18 protein-coding genes and 1 riboswitch are annotated in these 18,219 nt (G+C 35.9%); of the genes, 3 read left to right on the top strand and 15 right to left on the bottom strand.

All coding sequences use genetic code 11. The annotated features are described in order from the left end of the window. Window positions 1-61: 61 nt before the first annotated feature. From BMW29_RS05060 to BMW29_RS05030, 7 genes are all read right to left on the bottom strand, one after another. A complete protein-coding gene (locus tag BMW29_RS05060; protein WP_092650991.1) occupies window positions 62-874 on the bottom strand; it encodes a histidine phosphatase family protein in 813 nt (270 codons plus the stop codon). 165 nt (window positions 875-1,039) lie between these two features. Next, complete coding sequence (locus BMW29_RS05055; RefSeq protein ID WP_092650989.1) at window positions 1,040-1,315, bottom strand: post-transcriptional regulator; 276 nt, start codon at window positions 1,313-1,315, stop codon at window positions 1,040-1,042. 128 nt (window positions 1,316-1,443) lie between these two features. Then, a complete protein-coding gene (gene yajC, locus BMW29_RS05050) occupies window positions 1,444-1,803 on the bottom strand; it encodes a preprotein translocase subunit YajC (RefSeq protein WP_245706230.1) in 360 nt (119 codons plus the stop codon). A gap of 98 nt (window positions 1,804-1,901) precedes the next feature. Then, the gene (gene tgt, locus BMW29_RS05045; protein ID WP_092650987.1) at window positions 1,902-3,050 is read right to left on the bottom strand and encodes a tRNA guanosine(34) transglycosylase Tgt; all 1,149 of its coding nucleotides are present in this window, start codon (window positions 3,048-3,050) and stop codon (window positions 1,902-1,904) included. Between the two features lie 159 nt (window positions 3,051-3,209). Then, window positions 3,210-4,367, bottom strand: a complete 1,158-nt coding sequence (locus tag BMW29_RS05040) for a VanZ family protein (RefSeq protein WP_092650985.1) — start codon at window positions 4,365-4,367, stop codon at window positions 3,210-3,212. 6 nt (window positions 4,368-4,373) lie between these two features. After that, window positions 4,374-5,222, bottom strand: a complete 849-nt coding sequence (locus BMW29_RS05035) for an SDR family oxidoreductase (protein WP_092650983.1) — start codon at window positions 5,220-5,222, stop codon at window positions 4,374-4,376. 13 nt (window positions 5,223-5,235) lie between these two features. Then, window positions 5,236-6,459 carry a GNAT family N-acetyltransferase gene (locus tag BMW29_RS05030; protein ID WP_092650981.1) on the bottom strand — a complete coding sequence of 408 codons (1,224 nt, stop codon included), beginning with the start codon at window positions 6,457-6,459 and terminating at the stop codon, window positions 5,236-5,238. A gap of 129 nt (window positions 6,460-6,588) precedes the next feature. After that, window positions 6,589-6,649, top strand: a riboswitch (Fluoride riboswitch). Between the two features lie 89 nt (window positions 6,650-6,738). On the opposite strand from BMW29_RS05030, the gene BMW29_RS05025 reads away from it, so the two are divergent. Then, complete coding sequence (locus tag BMW29_RS05025) at window positions 6,739-7,965, top strand: voltage-gated chloride channel family protein (protein WP_245706233.1); 1,227 nt, start codon at window positions 6,739-6,741, stop codon at window positions 7,963-7,965. A gap of 29 nt (window positions 7,966-7,994) precedes the next feature. On the opposite strand, the gene BMW29_RS05020 is transcribed toward BMW29_RS05025, so the two are convergent. After that, window positions 7,995-8,441: a hypothetical protein gene (locus BMW29_RS05020; protein WP_092650979.1), complete on the bottom strand. Its 447-nt coding sequence runs from the start codon at window positions 8,439-8,441 to the stop codon at window positions 7,995-7,997. A 389-nt stretch (window positions 8,442-8,830) separates the two neighbouring features. Then, window positions 8,831-9,376 carry a TetR/AcrR family transcriptional regulator gene (locus tag BMW29_RS05015; protein ID WP_092650977.1) on the bottom strand — a complete coding sequence of 182 codons (546 nt, stop codon included), beginning with the start codon at window positions 9,374-9,376 and terminating at the stop codon, window positions 8,831-8,833. 131 nt (window positions 9,377-9,507) lie between these two features. Between BMW29_RS05015 and BMW29_RS05010 the strand changes: the two genes are divergently transcribed. After that, window positions 9,508-10,032 (top strand): HXXEE domain-containing protein, encoded by a 525-nt coding sequence (locus BMW29_RS05010; RefSeq protein ID WP_092650975.1) that lies wholly within the window; start codon window positions 9,508-9,510, stop codon window positions 10,030-10,032. Window positions 10,033-10,062: 30 nt separating this feature from the next. Here the strand turns inward: BMW29_RS05010 and BMW29_RS05005 are convergent, their stop codons facing one another. From BMW29_RS05005 to ruvA, 5 genes are read right to left on the bottom strand one after another with little or no spacing between them, the layout of a single operon-like run. Continuing rightward, window positions 10,063-10,875, bottom strand: a complete 813-nt coding sequence (locus tag BMW29_RS05005; protein ID WP_092650973.1) for an alpha/beta fold hydrolase — start codon at window positions 10,873-10,875, stop codon at window positions 10,063-10,065. 38 nt (window positions 10,876-10,913) lie between these two features. Beyond that, on the bottom strand, window positions 10,914-11,945 hold the full coding sequence (gene queA / locus BMW29_RS05000) for a tRNA preQ1(34) S-adenosylmethionine ribosyltransferase-isomerase QueA (RefSeq protein WP_092650971.1): 1,032 nt from the start codon (window positions 11,943-11,945) through the stop codon (window positions 10,914-10,916). A 20-nt stretch (window positions 11,946-11,965) separates the two neighbouring features. Then, window positions 11,966-12,979, bottom strand: a complete 1,014-nt coding sequence (gene ruvB / locus BMW29_RS04995) for a Holliday junction branch migration DNA helicase RuvB (RefSeq protein WP_092650969.1) — start codon at window positions 12,977-12,979, stop codon at window positions 11,966-11,968. Between the two features lie 18 nt (window positions 12,980-12,997). Continuing rightward, entirely contained in the window at window positions 12,998-13,405 is a 408-nt protein-coding gene (gene mgsA / locus BMW29_RS04990) for a methylglyoxal synthase (protein WP_092650967.1), read from the bottom strand. A gap of 21 nt (window positions 13,406-13,426) precedes the next feature. Continuing rightward, the gene (gene ruvA, locus BMW29_RS04985) at window positions 13,427-14,035 is read right to left on the bottom strand and encodes a Holliday junction branch migration protein RuvA (RefSeq protein WP_092650965.1); all 609 of its coding nucleotides are present in this window, start codon (window positions 14,033-14,035) and stop codon (window positions 13,427-13,429) included. Window positions 14,036-14,216: 181 nt separating this feature from the next. Here ruvA and BMW29_RS04980 point away from each other — a divergent pair, with 181 nt between their 5' ends. Continuing rightward, window positions 14,217-14,741, top strand: a complete 525-nt coding sequence (locus tag BMW29_RS04980) for a ClbS/DfsB family four-helix bundle protein (protein ID WP_092650963.1) — start codon at window positions 14,217-14,219, stop codon at window positions 14,739-14,741. Between the two features lie 156 nt (window positions 14,742-14,897). On the opposite strand, the gene BMW29_RS04975 is transcribed toward BMW29_RS04980, so the two are convergent. Next, complete coding sequence (locus tag BMW29_RS04975; protein WP_092650961.1) at window positions 14,898-17,873, bottom strand: hypothetical protein; 2,976 nt, start codon at window positions 17,871-17,873, stop codon at window positions 14,898-14,900. Window positions 17,874-18,219 lie beyond the last annotated feature (346 nt).

Below are 18,219 nucleotides of genomic sequence, written 5' to 3'. Positions count from 1 at the left end.
CACAAATAAATAAAATACAGTAAAAAGAGGACAAAAGTTTCCTTTCATCCTCTTCCTAAATTTAGTCTATCAAGCTAGTGTCACCAATACTTTCAACTGTAAATTCCCCATCTTCATAAACAATTTTGGTAATGCTTGCATTTTTAAGTGGCTTGCCTGTATACGCTGGTGTCATATCTGAAAGCATGATATTAATCGACATCCCATGACTCACAACTAAGACATTGCCGCCCCCTTTTGCTTCTACATCTATTGCAATTTTCTTTAACTGTTCTTGCATACGTGTTTTAATTGTCTGCGCATCTTCTGCCATCTCATAAATATCTAGTTCTTTAACTGCATCTGCAGATAGCTCCCATGACTTATTGCCTGCTGCTTTTGCAAAATCGTCATATGAAGCATAGCCTAAATGCTCAGAGAAAGCTTGTAGCATCTCATCATTGATGCCACCTTCAAATTTTCCATAACAGGCTTCTCTTAAATTTTTACTTTCGTTTAAATAAATCTCTGATTGTCCACTGCTCTCTAAAATATAACCAGCTGTTTCTTTAGCTCTTGTTAAATCACTGGCATAAGCTGCAACGAATGTCACATCATTTTCTTTTAAGCCTTGACCTAATTTTTCAGCTACTTCAATTCCTTCTTTGGTTAAAGGTGTATCTGACCAGCCTTGTGTTCGCTCCATCGTATTAAAAAGAGTTTTGCCATGTCGTGTTAGATAAATTGTGACAGGCTCTTGCTTTTTCTCATTTTTTGCAACAGTTGAAGTTTGATCACTTTCATCTTTGCTGGTTTCTTTTTGACCACTGCTACACCCAACTAAAAATAGTAGCACCCCTACAATTAAAATCCACCTAATTTTTCTGTTTTCCATTTTGAATCCTCCTCTGTCTTTGTTGTTTGTTCCTGTGGTTTTGGGTTTTCAAAATCATAACCAATAAAAGCTTAACATTTATTTGTAAACGCTGTCAATTCCTTTGTAAAATAAAAAAAGAGGAAAGCTATTTCCTCTTTATCTATCAATAAATCCTACTATTTCTTATAATAAATCGTCAATATCTAATAAGTCTACTTCTTTTTCAGCTTCTTTTTGCCTCTGCATTAAAGCAAAAGATAAGTATTCAGTTGGTTTTAAAGAAGATAAATCACTGACTTGCTGATGAAAAGAGAGATCCTGACGATTCTTCCATTTAAAACTAGTTAAATAAAGCCATATTTCATTTAAAGAGATTTCATTGTATCCCATTAGTTTAAATTCATCTGCTTTTAACAAAAGCCAAGGCTCTAAATTCTCATATTTACAGTTCACAGACATCTTCTAAGCTAAGCTCCCTCTAACACTTTTCAAGCTATTTACAATAAGAAAATAGAAAAAAGTGAACATTCTTACAAGAGAAAAACCAAGTGCTTATTTTTCAAGTACACACTTGGTTTTCTTTTTGATTATTCTTTTTCAGTTGTTGTCTCTTCAACTTCTGTTTCAGCTGTCACTTCTTCAGCTGGTGCTTCAGTTGTTGCTGGTACTTCTTGAACAGGCGCTGCTGCTGCAACTGGCTTCACTTGTTTAACAGCCCAACGTTCAAAAGTTAGGTAAACCCCTTCACAATCAAGAACGATTGTATTGTCTTCAGTGTTAATTTCTTCTACAACACCATGCAGACCACCAATTGTAATCACTGATGAACCGACTTTTAAAGCGCTCATTAGTTGTTGTTGTTGTTGCTGTTGTTTCTTTTGCGAACGGAACATCATGAAAACCATGGCACCGACCATAGCAATTAATAAAATCATATTTGCTGGCATTTAATTCACTCCATTTCAATTATACAAAAATCTACACCATATACTGTAACAAACTTTCAGCAAATGAGCCAGTGTTTTCCTTTGAAATACGTTTTTTTTTAAAAGTTTCTTGCATTTGGTTTATTAAAGCCATATTCTTCAAAAAAAGCTTCTCTAAATTCAAGTAAGTTATCATCCATAATTGCTTGACGAACATTCTTCATTAGATTTAGTAAGAAATATAAATTATGGTAGCTTGTTAAGCGCAAGCCAAAGGTTTCATCTGCTTTAATTAAGTGACGCACATAGGCTCTTGAATAGTTGCGGCAAGTATAGCAATCACATTTATCATCAATTGGACCAAAATCTCTTGCATACTGTGCATTTTTAATAACGACTCTGCCTTTACTTGTCATACAGGTACCATTTCTAGCAATTCTGGTTGGCAAGACACAATCAAACATATCTACCCCACGAATCACACCATCAATTAATGAATCTGGAGAACCAACCCCCATTAGATAACGTGGTTTATGACTTGGAATCAGTGGTGTTGTATATTCTAATACTTCATTCATTAAATGCTTTGGCTCCCCAACTGAAAGGCCACCAATAGAATAGCCTGGGAAATCCATGCTTACTAAATCTTTTGCACTTTGCTTGCGTAATTCTTTATAGCCCGCTCCTTGAATAATTCCAAACAAGCCTTGTCTATCCGGATTGGCATGAGTTTTCAGCCCTCTTTCAGCCCATCTGGATGTGCGCTCAATTGATTTTTTTACATAATCAAAGCTTTCATCAAATGGTGGACATTCATCAAAGCTCATCATAATATCCGGGCCTAATTTATTTTGGATTTGAATCGCCTTTTCAGGAGATAAAAACATAGGGGAACCATTTAAATGGTTTTTAAAATGAACCCCTTCCTCAGTAATATTACGCATGTCACTTAAAGAAAATACTTGGAAACCACCTGAATCGGTTAAAATCCCTTGATCCCAGTTCATAAATTTATGCAAGCCGCCTGCTTCTTCGACTAAATCTTCTCCTGGACGTAACCATAAATGATACGTATTGCTTAAAATAATGCCTGCACCCATTTCTTTTAATTCTTCTGGTGCAATACTTTTTACTGAGGCAAGTGTGCCTACTGGCATAAACATGGGTGTTGGAAAGGTCCCATGCGGTGTAATGATTTCACCTAATCTAGCGCCTGTATGTTTTTCAGTTTTAATTAATCTATATTTAATTGCTGGTTCTGTTGCCATTTTTGTACCTACTTTCTTTATTTCATAGCAGTTCATCTCTCCTATCATACACTTCCTTCACTACTTTGTGCAAGGAAAACTAAGAAATATCGCGTTACTTTTTAAAATATAAAGAAGTGGTCTTATTTTGTGTTGCCTTCACAAAATAAGACCACTTCTTTATGGCTCTATTTTCTCTTTCACAGAGATTGTACTAATATGTTCCGTATGACTGATTCGCTCATAAAGGAATAGCCTTTTGGTTAAAATAGCATATAAGGCATTTAACACAAAAATTAAAAGAATGACAGTACAGGCAAGTAAGCCAAACATCTCCCAACTTTCTACAACTGTAAAGTCAGCCGTTTCTAATAATAAACACTGCCCTGTTGAGGTCAACCCAACGACACCATATAATAACCCATATCTCACAATCAAGCCCCATAAAGAACAATTCTGATGTTCTCGGTTCACTAACCTGATTTTAACAATGGCTTTACCTAGTGTTCGTCCCTTTGTTAAAAATGGTATCAAAACAAAATAGATTATAATTAAACAGCCATATAACAGCAATGTTCGTTGATTTTTTACTTCTGAGATTGTCACAATGAGCTGTTGTTTTCCTAGTAATTGAACCAATATCGCCAAGAAACTAATCAAGCTCCAATCAAGCAAATAAGCGATAAATCTTCTGAAAAAGCTCACTCGACTCCCCTTTTCATAAGAACGCTGATCCAATGCTGCTCTTGATGGAAGAATAAACTGAATAAGTGGTGCCATATAGTAACCTAGCATGCCTCCCACAGTATTCGTCATTAAATCATTTACATCGAATAAACGGTAAGGTCTTGGATAAATAAAGAATAAACCAGTTAACTGACTAAGCTCGAAAAATAAAGAAACAGCAAAACAGATCAGTACAGTTTGACCAAATGAACGCTTAAAATAATAACGAAGATAGACACCTAAAGGGAGTAATAATAACATATTAAAAAAGGGTTCAGTAAAAGAATGGCTCAATAATGCTGGAAGATACGTACTGAGGTTGTTGTATTGAAAACCACTTTGATTCAAAAATACTGTCACAAAATGAAACGGTGTCGTTTCAGCATAAGGCGTGGTCATTTTTGCTACTTCTGAAATTTCCGGAAGCGGTAAAATCACCATAAAGTAAGCACATAATAAATAAAAGACAAAACTATAAACAATCAATATTTTCAAAAAAGGAAATGAACCATATTTCCGATATTGGATTAAAACAAAGGGAATCATTAAAATAGCCGCTAAAAATGGAAATAAGAGAATGCCCACTTCAACAGGAAAAGTATAGGCTGACATAAGACATCACTCCTTTCCTGCTGAATGAATGGTTTTTAAAACAATTTTTTCCCAGACAGACCAAGGAAATAAGCTTTTAGCTAACAACATCAGTCTGACATTTTTGCCCATTGGATAATGTAGTTTAGGCTTTCTGTGTAAGGCAACAGTCACGACTTTATCTGCTACCTCTTGAGGATTGCCATAATTTTTTCGACCATTCTTCATTTGTTTGGTCATATTCAGCAAAAGCTGATGGTAAAGCGAGGCTTCATTTTCATGAATTGGCGCCTGCTGCATCTCCCAAATATTGGTTTGATAAGAACCAGGTGAAATCAATGAAACAGCAATATTAAAAGGGGCTAACTCTAATCTTAAACTTTCACTCCAGCCTGAGAGCGCATGCTTCACACTGACATAAGGAGAAAGTCCTGGAAAGCCAATATAACTACTAATACTCCCAATATTAATAATCCTACCTTGACCTTGCTGATGCATTTTAGGTAAAACTTTTTGGGTTAATTGAATCAGCTTAAAAAAGTTCACTTCAAATTGTTGCTGGACTTGTTGAATAGGTACCTCTTCAGCGAACCCTGCTGCTGCATACCCTGCATTATTGACTAAGATATCAATTCTTGGTATTTTTTCTAAAGTCCTCTCAAAATCTTCCCAGCTATCTTTTGAATTTAAATCTAGATAGAGAATGTCTATTTGATTGAAGCATTGTGCTTGATGAGCGGCTTCTTTTAAGCGTTGTGCTTTTTCAGGATTTCGAACAGTTGCGATAACATGAAATCCTGCTCTAGCAAAGGTGCATGCTGTTAAAAGCCCAAAACCACTGGATGCGCCTGTAATAAGGACTGTTTTTTGTGTCATAATTCCCTCCTTTTTAGAAATAATCAGAGAAATAAGCACTGCCTTTTGGCAGCATTCTTTCAAGTAGCTCAAGACTATTTTTTGCGCCACTTATTTTATCATATTTGTGTAAATAAGCTGGTCTACGATAGCCCATTAGCATGGTTGTCAGCATTTGAATTGATACTTCAATTGGATGTGCTGTTTCTTCTTCACCGATTGTAACTTGTCCATCTTCTGCTATTTCAACAGAGAAGATTCCTCTATTCCAGGTCAGTAATGGATCTTTAACGATAAAATGCAGTTTTCCCTGTACCTTTTCAAATGGGTAGTCTATTAAAAATTGCTTCACATCTACAATTCTTGCCATGATATAAGGCTTAATTGTTTCTGTAATTGCACTATCTTCCATTAAAAAAGCAATTGGTTCATTTGTATAAGTACGTCCTTTTACTTCATCGACCATTGAAAAATGGGCTGTAATATAGTTCCATAAACCATTTCTAGCCTCTTGATTTAGGTAAACCATTTCTTTCATGTCAAATACATCATTTGAAATATTATAAAAAACATAGCCCTGTGGCAAGCCATCTGGATCATAATAAATCGCCGCAATGGTTTCATCCGTTTCCCAACGCCAATACTCTTCCCAAGCAATCTCGCCTCGAATCATTGCACCATGTCTGGTTTCAGAAAATTGCTGATAAATATGCAAAATATCTGGATAAGTGAAATCGACCCTTTCTACCATGCCATAAACTTCAGTTGGCTTTGGTAATTGCGTATCTTTCATTGTATAGTTCATCTTATCTGAAATAATTTCCCAACCCTTTTTGCGATAATAGGGAATGGAATAGGGATATAAGTAGGAAATAGTCTGCCCTGCTTGACACATTTCTGTTAAACAATGCAGCATTAGCTCATTAATTAAACCGAGATTAGCATATTCAGGATAGGTTCCTACCCCTGTCACACCACCCATTTTATATTTTTTCCCATAGATATTCACTTCAAATGGATAGACAGCGATTTGCGAAGCTAATTTATCGCCATCAAACCAGCCTACGACATTGGCTTTTTCTAAGACAGGTAATTTAGAGCGTTCAATTTCTTCATCTTCCCAACCGACTTCCTGTAAATCCTCATTGGTTACTTGAAACACATAACGCAATAACTCGTTGAATTGAGTTAAATGTTCTGCGGTTAATTTTTGAATTTTCAGTCGCTCTTTCAAGTGCTGAATTGGTGATTGTTCCATTATTTCTCCTTCTTCCATTTATTTTCATTAAATGATATCCATCATTATACCATTCCCTAAGCTTTTCGACTATTTTTTTCAAGTTTTCTCTTTCTATTTTTGGACAAAAATGGTATCCTATTTGAAGATTATTCAATCGGTGATGAAGTTCGCCTTTAACTGCCAATGCGCTGATGACTTCTACTAGTAAAAAAATCTGAAAGGATTTTCCTAGTAGGAGTCTATTCTTTTTTAAGGAGTTTGATAAATTTGGAAAAAGCAATGCGACAAAAAATAACCATGCAGTCTATCAAACAAACAGGTCTTTATTTCATCAAATGGCTGGTACTTGGAAGTAGCGTTGGTGCCTTAGCTGGGCTTGCTTCAGCAGTTTTCCTAACTAGTTTAAATTGGGCAACTGAAACAAGGATGGCTCATTCCTGGTTGCTCTATTTATTACCAGTTGCAGGTGCTATCATTAGTTTCTTTTATTTCAAATTTGGCAAAAATGCTGACAAAGGAAATAATTTAGTGATTGAACAAGCAAATGGCGCAATAGAAGAAGCGATTCCTTTACGCATGATTCCTCTGGTTTTAATGGGGACATTAGCTACCCATTTATTTGGTGGTTCTGCTGGACGTGAAGGAACGGCTGTCCAAATGGGTGGCGCCTTAGCAAACCAGGTCGCCAAATGGTTTAAATTAGTAAAGAATGAACGAAGTATCTTACTGATTTGCGGAATTAGTGCTGGCTTTAGTTCTGTTTTTGGGACACCTTTAGCAGGTACATTATTTGGCGCTGAAGTGTTAGTCATTGGCTTGATGCGAAGAGATGCGTTATTCCCAAGTTTTGTTGCCGCTTTTGTGGGAAATTTAGTGACGTTATCTTTTGGGATTCAACATCATTCTTATGCTATTGGCATCATTCCTGAGCTGTCAGTATTGTTATTATTGAAAGTTTTAGTCGCTACAATCTTATTTGGTTTAACAGGATTATTATTTAGTCGTTTGGTTCACTTTTTTAAGAAAACCTATCAGTCGCTATTTAAAAATCCAATGCTGAAAAGCTTTGTTGGTGGCTTAGTCATTATTTTATTCACTTTTATGGTTGGCAATCAAAAGTATGCTGGTCTAAGTCTTGAACTCATTGATCAGGCTTTTGCTGGTGTTTCTGGTGCTTTTGATTTTATTTGGAAATTATTATTTACGGCATTAACTTTAGGTGCTGGTTTTCAAGGAGGAGAGGTTACCCCATTATTTGATATTGGTGCAACACTAGGAAGTTCATTGGCACATTTGATGACACTTCCCCCTGCTTTTATGGCAGCATTAGGTTTTATTGGTGTATTCGCTGCAGCCACAAATACACCGATTGCTTGCTTTATCATGGGCATCGAGCTGTTTGGCTCAGAAGGTGCAGTCTTCTTATTTATCAGTTGTTTGATTAGTTACTTATGCTCAGGACATTTAAGTATTTATAGTGCACAACAAATTGGGATGCCTAAAAATCAACTATTTAAGCAATAAAATAAGAGCATGCCCTCGGGCATGCTCTGTTATTTTTCTAACATAAATCCTGGTTCTGCCATTGAATAAAATAGCTCCTGATTGTCTCTTTCGATTGGAATAATTAATTTAAAAACGGTCCCATCTGTTAAATAAAAATGAGGAAAAGTGATAAAGCGTTTGCGTTTCTTTTTTTTATCTTGATCTCGTACCTCTTGAATTTCACGATAATAAACCGTTCGTTTAAATTTTGCATAATCAATTTTCATCCCATGCTCATATAAAACGACCCCGTCTTTACGTCTTCCAAAGGACCAATAGCCCATTGCTAAACAGATGACAGCTAAAATGAAGATGATCATTTGTCCATTTGGATAGGCACTAGTAAAAAATAGACTCAGCATCCCGACGATACCTAATCCACCAAAGAAGATGGTGTCCCCTAAGCTTGGTTTTTGTAGTACTTTTATTTCTTTTCCTAAATAGTCTTCTTCCATATTTGGTCAGTCCTCACAATTCTTTTTTCTTGCTTAGTAGTATAACATATCTCACAAATTTTCAATAGATTCTCTTTAAGTCCTATTTTTTGCAAACGCTTACTCAAGGTGCTATACTCTAAGTAGAAAGAGAGAAGTAAGCTTGAATAAGGAGTCCATTCAAAAGTTTTAAGAATGCATATGTTTAAAATGTTCGTCTCAGTTTATGATTTGCCTATCACCTTTGTTTTACTAGGTAAAGTATTGGATAGTGTTAAAAAGAAAAATGTCGTGTGTTTTAACAAAATAACGTGAAGAAAGAGAAAAACCTCGCTTTACCTTATCTCCATGATTCCTTATTCTTGTCTCTCTGAAAGTATAAAGCCAGTTGCTATCACTTTAGCAACTGGCTACTTTTTTGTTTTATCGACTAAAACATAAGCTTTCATCATAATAGTTGCCATTTCCTCAGGTGTTTCTTGCATGCCATTTTTTTGCCAAACCTTTAATAAATGCCAAAAGCCACCAATACTAAAAGAAAGTGCATATTTTTCCATTGTAGTATTCTCATATTCAAAGGTTTGTCCTTCAAAAATTTCTCGAATATGGGGTAAATAAGTATCATACCTAGCAATCACAAAATGATATAAATGACTAGAGATTATAAGCGCTAGAAATTCTCGATGTTCATACCAAAATTCAAAATAAATGAAAGCCATGAGATAAAAATTGATTGGCATGACTTGTTTTAGTCTTCCAATATAAGCAAGGCAAAGTTCATCACAATAGTCTTCAATGATTTCTTCTTTTTGTACGTAATGCCGATAAAAAGTTCTTCGATCTAATAAGGCCTGCTGTGCAATTTCAGTCACTGTGATGCGAGTAAAATCTTTTCTTTTCATTAATTCAAATAAGGATTTTGTCAATTCTTTTTTTGATCGAGTTGCTTGATTCATTGGACTAGGCTCCTTTCTGTCTCACTTTTACTAGTTTTGATGCACTTTTATCCAACTACTAGATTTTCACAAAAAAATCAGCTAAACTGACGTTACTTCACATGTGAAAAATAAAAAAAGTAGGTGATGATATGTTTCAATCTAGCTTTATCATATGGATACTTCCCATTCTATTTATGATTCATGATTTTGAGGAAATCATTATGGTTCGTGCATGGAAAAAGCGTCATAGAAAAAAATTCTCTTCAGCAAAGCGTCCATTTTTTGGCAATACAACTAACACAGCTGCTTTTTCAATTGCCGTTTTGGAAGAGTTTTTGTTACTTTCTGGAGCTTCATTTTTTACACAATCAACAGAGAACTTCAGTATTTATTTCAGCCTATTCTTAGCTTATACACTTCATCTTTTTGTTCATTTTTTAATGTCAATTAAGGTTAAAATCTATGTTCCTGGTCTGTTGACTGCTATTCTTCAATTTCCCTTATGCTGCTATTTACTTCTGCAACTTTACAAGGAAATAACGGATTCTTCTTTAACACTTCTTTTAACTTGTATCGTATGTACTATTTTGGCATTTGCAAATCTCTTACTGTTACACCGGCTTATGGAGAAATTTGATGCTTGGCTCGTTCAATATGGAGCTAGAGTAAATTAAATAAGTAAAAAAGCGCTGGCAGGTGCTTTTTTACTTTAATTTCTCCATAAACCTTAGAACCAACATCTGAAATAAAGGTTCATTATCTATTTGAAAATTGTGTCCTGCAAAATTATCAATGTAACAGGAAAGATTTTTGAAGCGTTCCACTAAAAACAACTGATCTTGATACCCTACTTGCTGATCCTGTTTGCCTAGAAGTAGCATCGTAGGCACAGAAGACCTTTCTGTTCTCATTTTTTCTTCTGTCGATAACTGATAACCATTTTGTTGAAATTGTTGAATAAATTGCTTATTTCTTAATTGTAAGCCTGTTACAACTGATTCTTGATAACACTGCCAAGTCTGTTGATTCTGCAACATCATCATTCCTTGAAAGTCATCAAAATACGCTGTATTTTCCGAAACACTAATAGGTTCTTCTGCTACAACTTCAACTTGCAAAGGAACAGTTCGATTCTGAGAACTAGCAATCACAACTGGGCAAAGTAGAAATAATCCCTTGACTCTTTCTTTTAATTTAAAGGTTAATTCTAAAGAAAGGTAGCCACCATATGAGTTACCAAATAAGATAAAGGATTGGTTTTTTAATAGACTATTTAAGAATTCAATTAAAACCTCAGCTAAGTCATCTGCATTTTTCAGATTAGGACTAGCTATTGAGTTTCCCATTCCTGGTAAATCAATATAAATGCGTTGATATTCCTGATGATTGGACAAAATGGGTTCAAATGCTTCACTCATAATATGGTGATCAACTGCATAGCCATGTAGAAAAACAAGTGGCGTTCCAGTCCCAAATATTTCATAATAAATCTGACAATCTTTCACTGTTTGATACATCTGGTGGCCTCCTTTTATTTAATTTTACACTGCTGAGATTACTTCACAAACATAGCATCTCCAAAACTAAAGAAACGATAACGTGCTTCAACAGCATGATGATAAGCTGCTAAAACATTTTCTCTTCCTGCAAAAGCGCTCACCAACATGACTAAGGTTGATTTTGGTAAGTGGAAATTCGTTGAAAATGCATCCACAATTTTAAAGGTATAGCCTGGTGCAATAAAAATACTTGTCCAGCCACTATCTGCTTGGATATTTCCTTCAAACTTTGTCCCAATTGTTTCTAAGGTTCTAATAGAGGTTGTTCCTACCGCTACCACTCGACCACCTGCTGCCTTAACCTCTCTTAAGATTGCTGCAGCTTCTTCTGTTAAGCGATAGAATTCACTATGCATATGATGATCTGCTAAATTTTCAACACTTACTGGTCTAAAGGTACCAAGACCAACATGTAAGGTTAAGAAAACAAGCTTTATACCTTTTGCTTTTATCTGTGTTAATAATTCTTCAGTAAAATGTAGCCCAGCAGTTGGTGCCGCAGCTGAACCACTTTCTTTTGAATAAACCGTTTGATAGCGTTCTTGATCGTCTAAGCGCTCTTTGATATATGGCGGTAAAGGCATTTCGCCTAATGACTCCAATACTTCAAGGAAAATCCCTTCATATTTAAAATCAACAATCCGACCACCATGTTCAAGCTCTTCAGTCACAACACCTGTTAATCGACCATCACCAAACGAAACTTTTGTGCCTACTTTGGCTCTTTTAGCTGGCTTAACAAGAGTTTCCCATTCATCATTTTTAGTATTCTTTAACAGCAACACTTCTAAATGACCACCTGTATCTGGTTTTTCTCCATATAATCGAGCAGGTAATACTCTTGTATCATTCAGCACTAAAGCATCTCCTGGATTTAATTCATCCACAATATTAGAAAACACCTTATCTTCATAGGCACCTGTTTTACTATTTAATACTAACAGCTTTGAACTAGCACGATCCTCAAGTGGGGTTTGTGCAATTAGCTCTTCTGGTAACTCAAAATCAAAATCTTCAGTTGTTAACACACTTGTTCCTTCTTTCCTTCTCATTTTTCAGTCGATTGATCATAGCCTAGATGTTCATAAGCAAGCGCCGTGACAATCCGCCCTCTTTGGGTTCGCTTTAAAAATCCTCGTTGGATTAAATAAGGCTCATACATATCTTCAACCGTTTCTGTTTCTTCTCCAATATTTACCGCAATTGTTGTTAGGCCTACTGGCCCTCCTTGATACAATTCAATCATTGCTTTTAAGATTTTTTGGTCAATATAATCGAGCCCTTTTTTATCAACATTCAACATATATAATGCTTGATCAGCAATTTCTTTCGTGACAATACCTTCTGCCTCTACTTGGGCAAAATCACGGACACGCTTTAATAATCGATTGGCAATCCGTGGGGTTCCTCTTGAACGCAAAGCAATTTCAATCGCACCACTTGCTTCAATTTCTGTGGCAAAAATATCTGCTGAGCGCAAGACAATCTCAGCTAAATCTTTTTCTTGATAGTATTCCATATGCGCTACAATTCCAAAACGATCTCTTAAAGGCGCAGATAATAAACCTGCTCTCGTTGTCGCCCCTACTAAAGTAAAGGGTGGTAAGGGGAAATGAACTGGATGTGCATTTGGGCCTTCCCCTACAATGATATCAATAAAGAAATCCTCCATTGCAGAATACAGCATTTCCTCTACAACTCTTGGCATGCGATGAATTTCATCAATAAATAAAACATCCCCAGGCTCTAGCTCGTTCAACAAAGCCACTAAATCGCCCTGTCGTTCAATTGCAGGCCCACTCGTTGTTCTAATCCCAACATTCATTTCATTCGCAATCACCATTGCCATTGTTGTTTTACCAAGTCCAGGTGGTCCATAAAGTAAGACATGATCTAAAGCCTCTTCACGTCTTTTGGCTGCTTCTATATAAATCGATAATTCTCGTTTAACTTTATCTTGTCCAATATATTGGCTCATTGTGACTGGACGCAAGCTTTTTTCAATTGTTACTTCTTCACCATCAATCTGCTCCCCCGAAACAATGCGATTTTCCTCTGTCACAATTGTCACCTCTTTCACTTAACTTTTCTTTTGATGAAATAACTTCCGCCAATCCACCAGACCTTGTCCAAGTCCTCTTAATAGAACCTCAGCTGTTCCAATATTGCTTGCTAGTGGCACATCATAAACATCCGCTAATCGAAGCAAGGCTGAAACATCTGGTTCATGTGGCTGTGCCGTTAATGGATCTCTTAAAAAAATGACCAAGTCCATTTGACCTTCTGCAATCATCGCCCCAATTTGCTGATCGCCACCAAGTGGTCCAGAATTAAAGCGATGAATGGATAGTCCTGTTGCTTCTTCAATTCTTAAACCAGTTGTTCCTGTTGCAAAAAGTTCATGTGGCTTCAATAGTTCATAATAGGCCAAACAACATTCAATCATCCGTTCCTTTTTACGGTCATGAGCAATTAAGGCAATCTTCATCTGCTTCAGTCCTTTACAGAGTTATTTTTTCATCAATAATTTTAAGGCTGTTCGTAAATATTCATCTGTGCTTGTTGCTTCAACTAATTTTAATTTTGGTTCAATACGTTTCAATTCTTTCGCGCTATAGCCTAATGCTTTAAGGGCTTCCAGCGCTTCTTCCATATGTTTCGTTGCGCTAACAACTGGACTGGCTTCCATTTTCTCGGTGGCAGCCGCTGTAGTGCTTAATTCACCTAATTTGCCTTTTAAATCTAAGACAATTTGCTGAGCTGTTTTTTTACCAACACCAGGAAACTTCGTTAAATACCCTGCATCATCTGTTTCAATAGCATTGACTAAACCACCATGATCATCGCTAGCTAAGATGGCTAGTGCGCTTTTAGGACCAATGCCTGAGACACTAATTAATTTTAAAAATAATTGTTTTTCATCTAAATCAGCAAAGCCATATAGGGTAATGGCGTCTTCTCTGACTGCTTGATGGACATAAATCAAAATTTCCTCATTAAATTTGCTAGAAAAGCGAAATGGATTTGCAACAAATAATTGATAGCCAATTCCACCTACTTCAACTGCTAAATAACTTGGAGACACAAAGGACAAACGTCCCTTCATATATTCGTACATGTTCAATACCACCTATTCCATTCAATAAAGCATGCATTAACGCACACTTGTTCCCTAACATTTTAACATAAATCTCAAAAAAGAAGTAGTGCTTCGCTAAAGGTTTTCTTTTTTCTGTTGACTCTCTCACTATGTCATCCTTTATACTTATCTTAACTTAAAGAAATGGAAGTGACTAGCTATGGCAACCAGTGCTTTACCAAAAACAAAACAAGCGTTAAAGGATGAAATTCATAAGCGATATCTGCTGTTAGATGGTGAATTTGATGCAATTGCAGAGGCGGATCGTGATGTGAGGGATGAAGTTATTGACCGCACACCTGCTGAAATTATTGCTTATCAAATTGGCTGGCTCAGACTCTTAATGAAATGGGATGCTGATGAAAAGGCAGGAAAAGAAGCGGTCATGCCTAGAGAGGGTTTTAAATGGAATCGTTTGGGGGAGATGTATCAGATTTTTTATCAGGACTGTGAAGGGATGTCATTAACCGACATGCGCAAATGTTTTAAACAGCTAGAACAAGATTGCCAAGCTTGGATTGATGGCTTATCAGATGAAGAATTATTTACTCAAGGCGTCCGTCAATGGACTGGAGATAATGAAAGCTGGGCGATGGTTCGTTGGATTAAGATTAATACCATTTCACCCTTTACAAACTTCCGTACAAAGATTCGTAAATGGAAGAAAAATCAACTTGTAAATTAAAATAAATAAAAGCTTTCCCATTAGGTTTGCAACACTAAATGGGAAAGCTTTTTGTTAACTTAAAGGTTCTTCCTTCATAACGAATTCAGACTTGCTAGAATGAGTTTCTTTGCTATCCTTCATTCTCTTAGATTGTTTTTACTTTCCAAATAAAGTCTAAGGTTTCACTTCTCCAAGAGGATTCAATTGATAATCCCAGCTATAAGGTTTGATAACCTGTGCATCATTTGGCTTTAAGTAAATTGTTAACCAATAAACATCTGTATCTGCAAAATCTAGTATTGGAATAGGATCAGTTGCATTTCCATCCTTATTTGCCGCAGCATGTGGATTCGTGCTAGTCGGTTCTTTAGGCGTTACAACGAAACCGTCATACTGATAATACTCTGGTACAATCGGCTTCACTTGATAGCACCAATAATCAAAAGCTAATTTTAAGCTAATGGACTCAAAAGTTTGATTGCTATCATCCGTTAAAGTCTGTGTTTGTACATTATTCTCAGAATGAATAGTAGGTGTTGCTACGCTATTGAGATTTTGAAACACATAATAGCCTTTCGCTGGTACAACTATTTCATCTTTTTGAGCCAATACAACTTGTCTCACATGGATGGTCACTTCATCTCCAAAAACATGTGCTGTTGGCAGCTGACTCACTCTTGTAGGAGTAACACCACTATATAACAACCTGATTTTATAATCGCCTACCTGTTCCACGAGATTTAAGCCAGTGACATCATCCGTTGCACCTAAATAAGTTAAGTCCACTGATAATTGACTATCAGGTAATTGAGTATCGCCTTTTTTCCAGTTCATCTTAAAATCCCATGCAGATGCTTTAGACGCCGTAATGATTTCTGATGACTGCACTGTTTTTACTTTTTTGATAGATTGATTAAAATCAAAACCGTAAATCACAATATCTTGATCAATTTCAGTTGTATCATCAGTCACAAAGACTGTTGCAATTCGTTCACAAGTTCCATCTTTTGTTTGCATTGTAAAGGTTAACGGATAAGGCTTGATTAGCTTGGCTTTTTCTTCCGCATTAGGTTGACTACCTAGTGCATCATAGGCGGCTTTAGCAGCTTTAATTTTTTTTAATTCATCCTCATTTACAGTGATAGTATTTGTACTATTTTCTGTACTATCAAAGATGTTTCCATTGGTCAAATTCCATCCTATGCTATCAGATAATTTTTTTGCTTCAGTTGCTGTTAAACGATTTAAATCATCCACATGGATAGAGAAATTTGATGCAGCTAATGCTAATTTATTGTCGCTAGTTATTTCTGTTGCATCATCTACTTTATTTACCCATCTTGAATGAGCAGTTGTTAGATTTGTGAAATCAGTCATGAAGTATTTTACCTCATTAGCTCCACGCGTCGTCTTATCAAGCCCTAAAGCTTCCCAGGCGATTGGTAAACTAGGATTGATAGGATTGCGATTGATTCGTTTATCTAGCATTGCTTGTGTTTTTTGACCTGTTAGATTTTGTGGGGATAAATCATAGGTGTCAGAAACTTTCACGTCATTTAGTAAAATCGACTCCCATTCAGCAGCTGACCTTTGCTGATCAATATTAATAATCAGTGGATTCCCTACATGCAACCATGGAAAATGATTTTTACCAATATATAATGAGCCAAAGCCAGCATTATTGGGAACATGTATATCCTTACTATTTGCTGTTTCTTGCCAGCCAGTTTTTGGTGGAACAGTTGCCAAATCCCTAGTTGTTCCACTTCCTGTAATAAAGAAATGATTATCTTTTATTTTATCTAAAGAATAGATAATAAAGTTGCCAGTCATGGAAACTAGCCCTGCTTCTTTTTCTTTCATTTGATACTGATCGTCTAATATTGCAAAAAAGATTCCTGGTGTCGTTAAGTTTAAAAAGGAAGAGGGCTCACTGATTGAACCATAGATAACAAATTCATTCGCTCCATTTGCTTCTATCTGGACCGTTGAACCTTTTGGTAAGGAAAGAATTTTAGTTGAGCGAGGTGTACTTTCGGTTAAATCTACAAGATGTAAACTAACCTCATTTGGCCCTGTTTTTGTATAATAAAAAGCATCACCAGTTGCACTCGCTTTTGATAATCTCATTGGTGAATCCCTGGAATCATCGATAATGACTGGGTGATTTCCATTTTTATCCCATAATCTAATCTGGTATCTATAATTCCCTGGGCTAGTAAGCCCAGTAAATATGGCACCATAATAACCATCATTCATTCTGATTCTTCCTATATCATATGACCAAGTTCCAGAGTCTTCACTTTCTAAACCTGCCAAACTCAAATTGACTAAACGATTGTAAGTATTTTTTGTTGCATCCCACTGATAAACTTCTGTGACATTATGTTGACCCCTATTTGTTATTCCATGATTAATAATATCTTGTGTGCCATATAATTTGTGAACTTGCTCTAAATCTGTTCCTTTCATTACTGGTGGTGCATACTGAATTGTATGCCAATTTTTCACAGCTATTCGATTATTTTCAATTGAAAATTCCAAATCTCTCCATAAGTTTTGACGATTTCCATTTGCATAGCCACTATACTGCACATGATATAAATTTGTTGCTAATGGCATCACATCTGAAGGTGTCGTCGCAAAATGATCTGTATTTGCTGTAGCACCATTAAAGCTTGGACTTAAAGGAGCACCACCTGTCGCAACAGATATTTGATCGATAATTTCTCCATCAGGTTTAGCATAAAACAAACTAACATAATATATATCTGGGGTAGCGCCAGTATTTCTATGCATGATTGTAAATAATACATGACCATCTGCTAGATAATACGGAGAAGCAAAAAAACGATCTGAGGTTTGTGAACTATAACTATGTATTTGTTCTCTATAGAAAACGCGCTCATATCCTTTATCTTGAACGTAACCAGTTGGCATTCCTAATTCCTCTTGAGAATTGGCATCTGATGGCACCTCAAATTTTGCTAAACCTTCATCAATCTCAATAGGTCCTTTTTTTATCAGATTTTTTTGTACATTCGTTTGAGCTTCTATTCGATGATTTTTTTGATTTACCAGAATCATCAATAGTATACTCAACACGAGCACCCCATATTTCCACCATTTTGTCTTCTCTTTTTGTCTCATACTTAAACCCTTCTCCTTTAAATACAACCAGATTCTTTGTTCTAAAGTTATGCAATAAACATCTGTTTTTTACATATTTTCAATTTAAAATAGAGAAGAATAAAAAAAGCTCCAAAAAGTTGTTCTCACAACATTTTGAAGCATACAAATTTATGATGTATTATTATTTTCAGTACAGATAAACAGCGGTGCAATAAACAGATGTTACTTGCAACACCATAATAACGAATCAAAAAGCAGTTGTCAAACGGGGTTCAGCTAGTTTTAGCTAAGCTTCCAGCATTCTATCATTAGGATATACTGAATAAAAAATATAAACTATAAAAACAAATAAAAAAAAACCTGT

Source organism: Isobaculum melis (assembly GCF_900111355.1).
GTDB lineage: Bacteria > Bacillota > Bacilli > Lactobacillales > Carnobacteriaceae > Isobaculum > Isobaculum melis.
This window is presented reverse-complemented; position numbering and strand designations above follow the sequence as displayed.

Excerpts from the sequence above, each read along its gene's own strand:
- BMW29_RS05060 (WP_092650991.1), bottom strand. The coding sequence starts at position 874 with ATGGAAAACAGAAAAATTAGGTGGATTTTAATTGTAGGGGTGCTACTA.
- BMW29_RS05055 (WP_092650989.1), bottom strand. The coding sequence starts at position 1,315 with ATGTCTGTGAACTGTAAATATGAGAATTTAGAGCCTTGGCTTTTGTTA.
- yajC (WP_245706230.1), bottom strand. The coding sequence starts at position 1,803 with ATGCCAGCAAATATGATTTTATTAATTGCTATGGTCGGTGCCATGGTT.
- tgt (WP_092650987.1), bottom strand. The coding sequence starts at position 3,050 with ATGGCAACAGAACCAGCAATTAAATATAGATTAATTAAAACTGAAAAA.
- BMW29_RS05040 (WP_092650985.1), bottom strand. The coding sequence starts at position 4,367 with ATGTCAGCCTATACTTTTCCTGTTGAAGTGGGCATTCTCTTATTTCCA.
- BMW29_RS05035 (WP_092650983.1), bottom strand. The coding sequence starts at position 5,222 with ATGACACAAAAAACAGTCCTTATTACAGGCGCATCCAGTGGTTTTGGG.
- BMW29_RS05030 (WP_092650981.1), bottom strand. The coding sequence starts at position 6,459 with ATGGAACAATCACCAATTCAGCACTTGAAAGAGCGACTGAAAATTCAA.
- BMW29_RS05025 (WP_245706233.1), top strand. The coding sequence starts at position 6,739 with ATGCAGTCTATCAAACAAACAGGTCTTTATTTCATCAAATGGCTGGTA.
- BMW29_RS05020 (WP_092650979.1), bottom strand. The coding sequence starts at position 8,441 with ATGGAAGAAGACTATTTAGGAAAAGAAATAAAAGTACTACAAAAACCA.
- BMW29_RS05015 (WP_092650977.1), bottom strand. The coding sequence starts at position 9,376 with ATGAATCAAGCAACTCGATCAAAAAAAGAATTGACAAAATCCTTATTT.
- BMW29_RS05010 (WP_092650975.1), top strand. The coding sequence starts at position 9,508 with ATGTTTCAATCTAGCTTTATCATATGGATACTTCCCATTCTATTTATG.
- BMW29_RS05005 (WP_092650973.1), bottom strand. The coding sequence starts at position 10,875 with ATGTATCAAACAGTGAAAGATTGTCAGATTTATTATGAAATATTTGGG.
- mgsA (WP_092650967.1), bottom strand. The coding sequence starts at position 13,405 with ATGAAGATTGCCTTAATTGCTCATGACCGTAAAAAGGAACGGATGATT.
- ruvA (WP_092650965.1), bottom strand. The coding sequence starts at position 14,035 with ATGTACGAATATATGAAGGGACGTTTGTCCTTTGTGTCTCCAAGTTAT.
- BMW29_RS04980 (WP_092650963.1), top strand. The coding sequence starts at position 14,217 with ATGGCAACCAGTGCTTTACCAAAAACAAAACAAGCGTTAAAGGATGAA.
- BMW29_RS04975 (WP_092650961.1), bottom strand. The coding sequence starts at position 17,873 with ATGAGACAAAAAGAGAAGACAAAATGGTGGAAATATGGGGTGCTCGTG.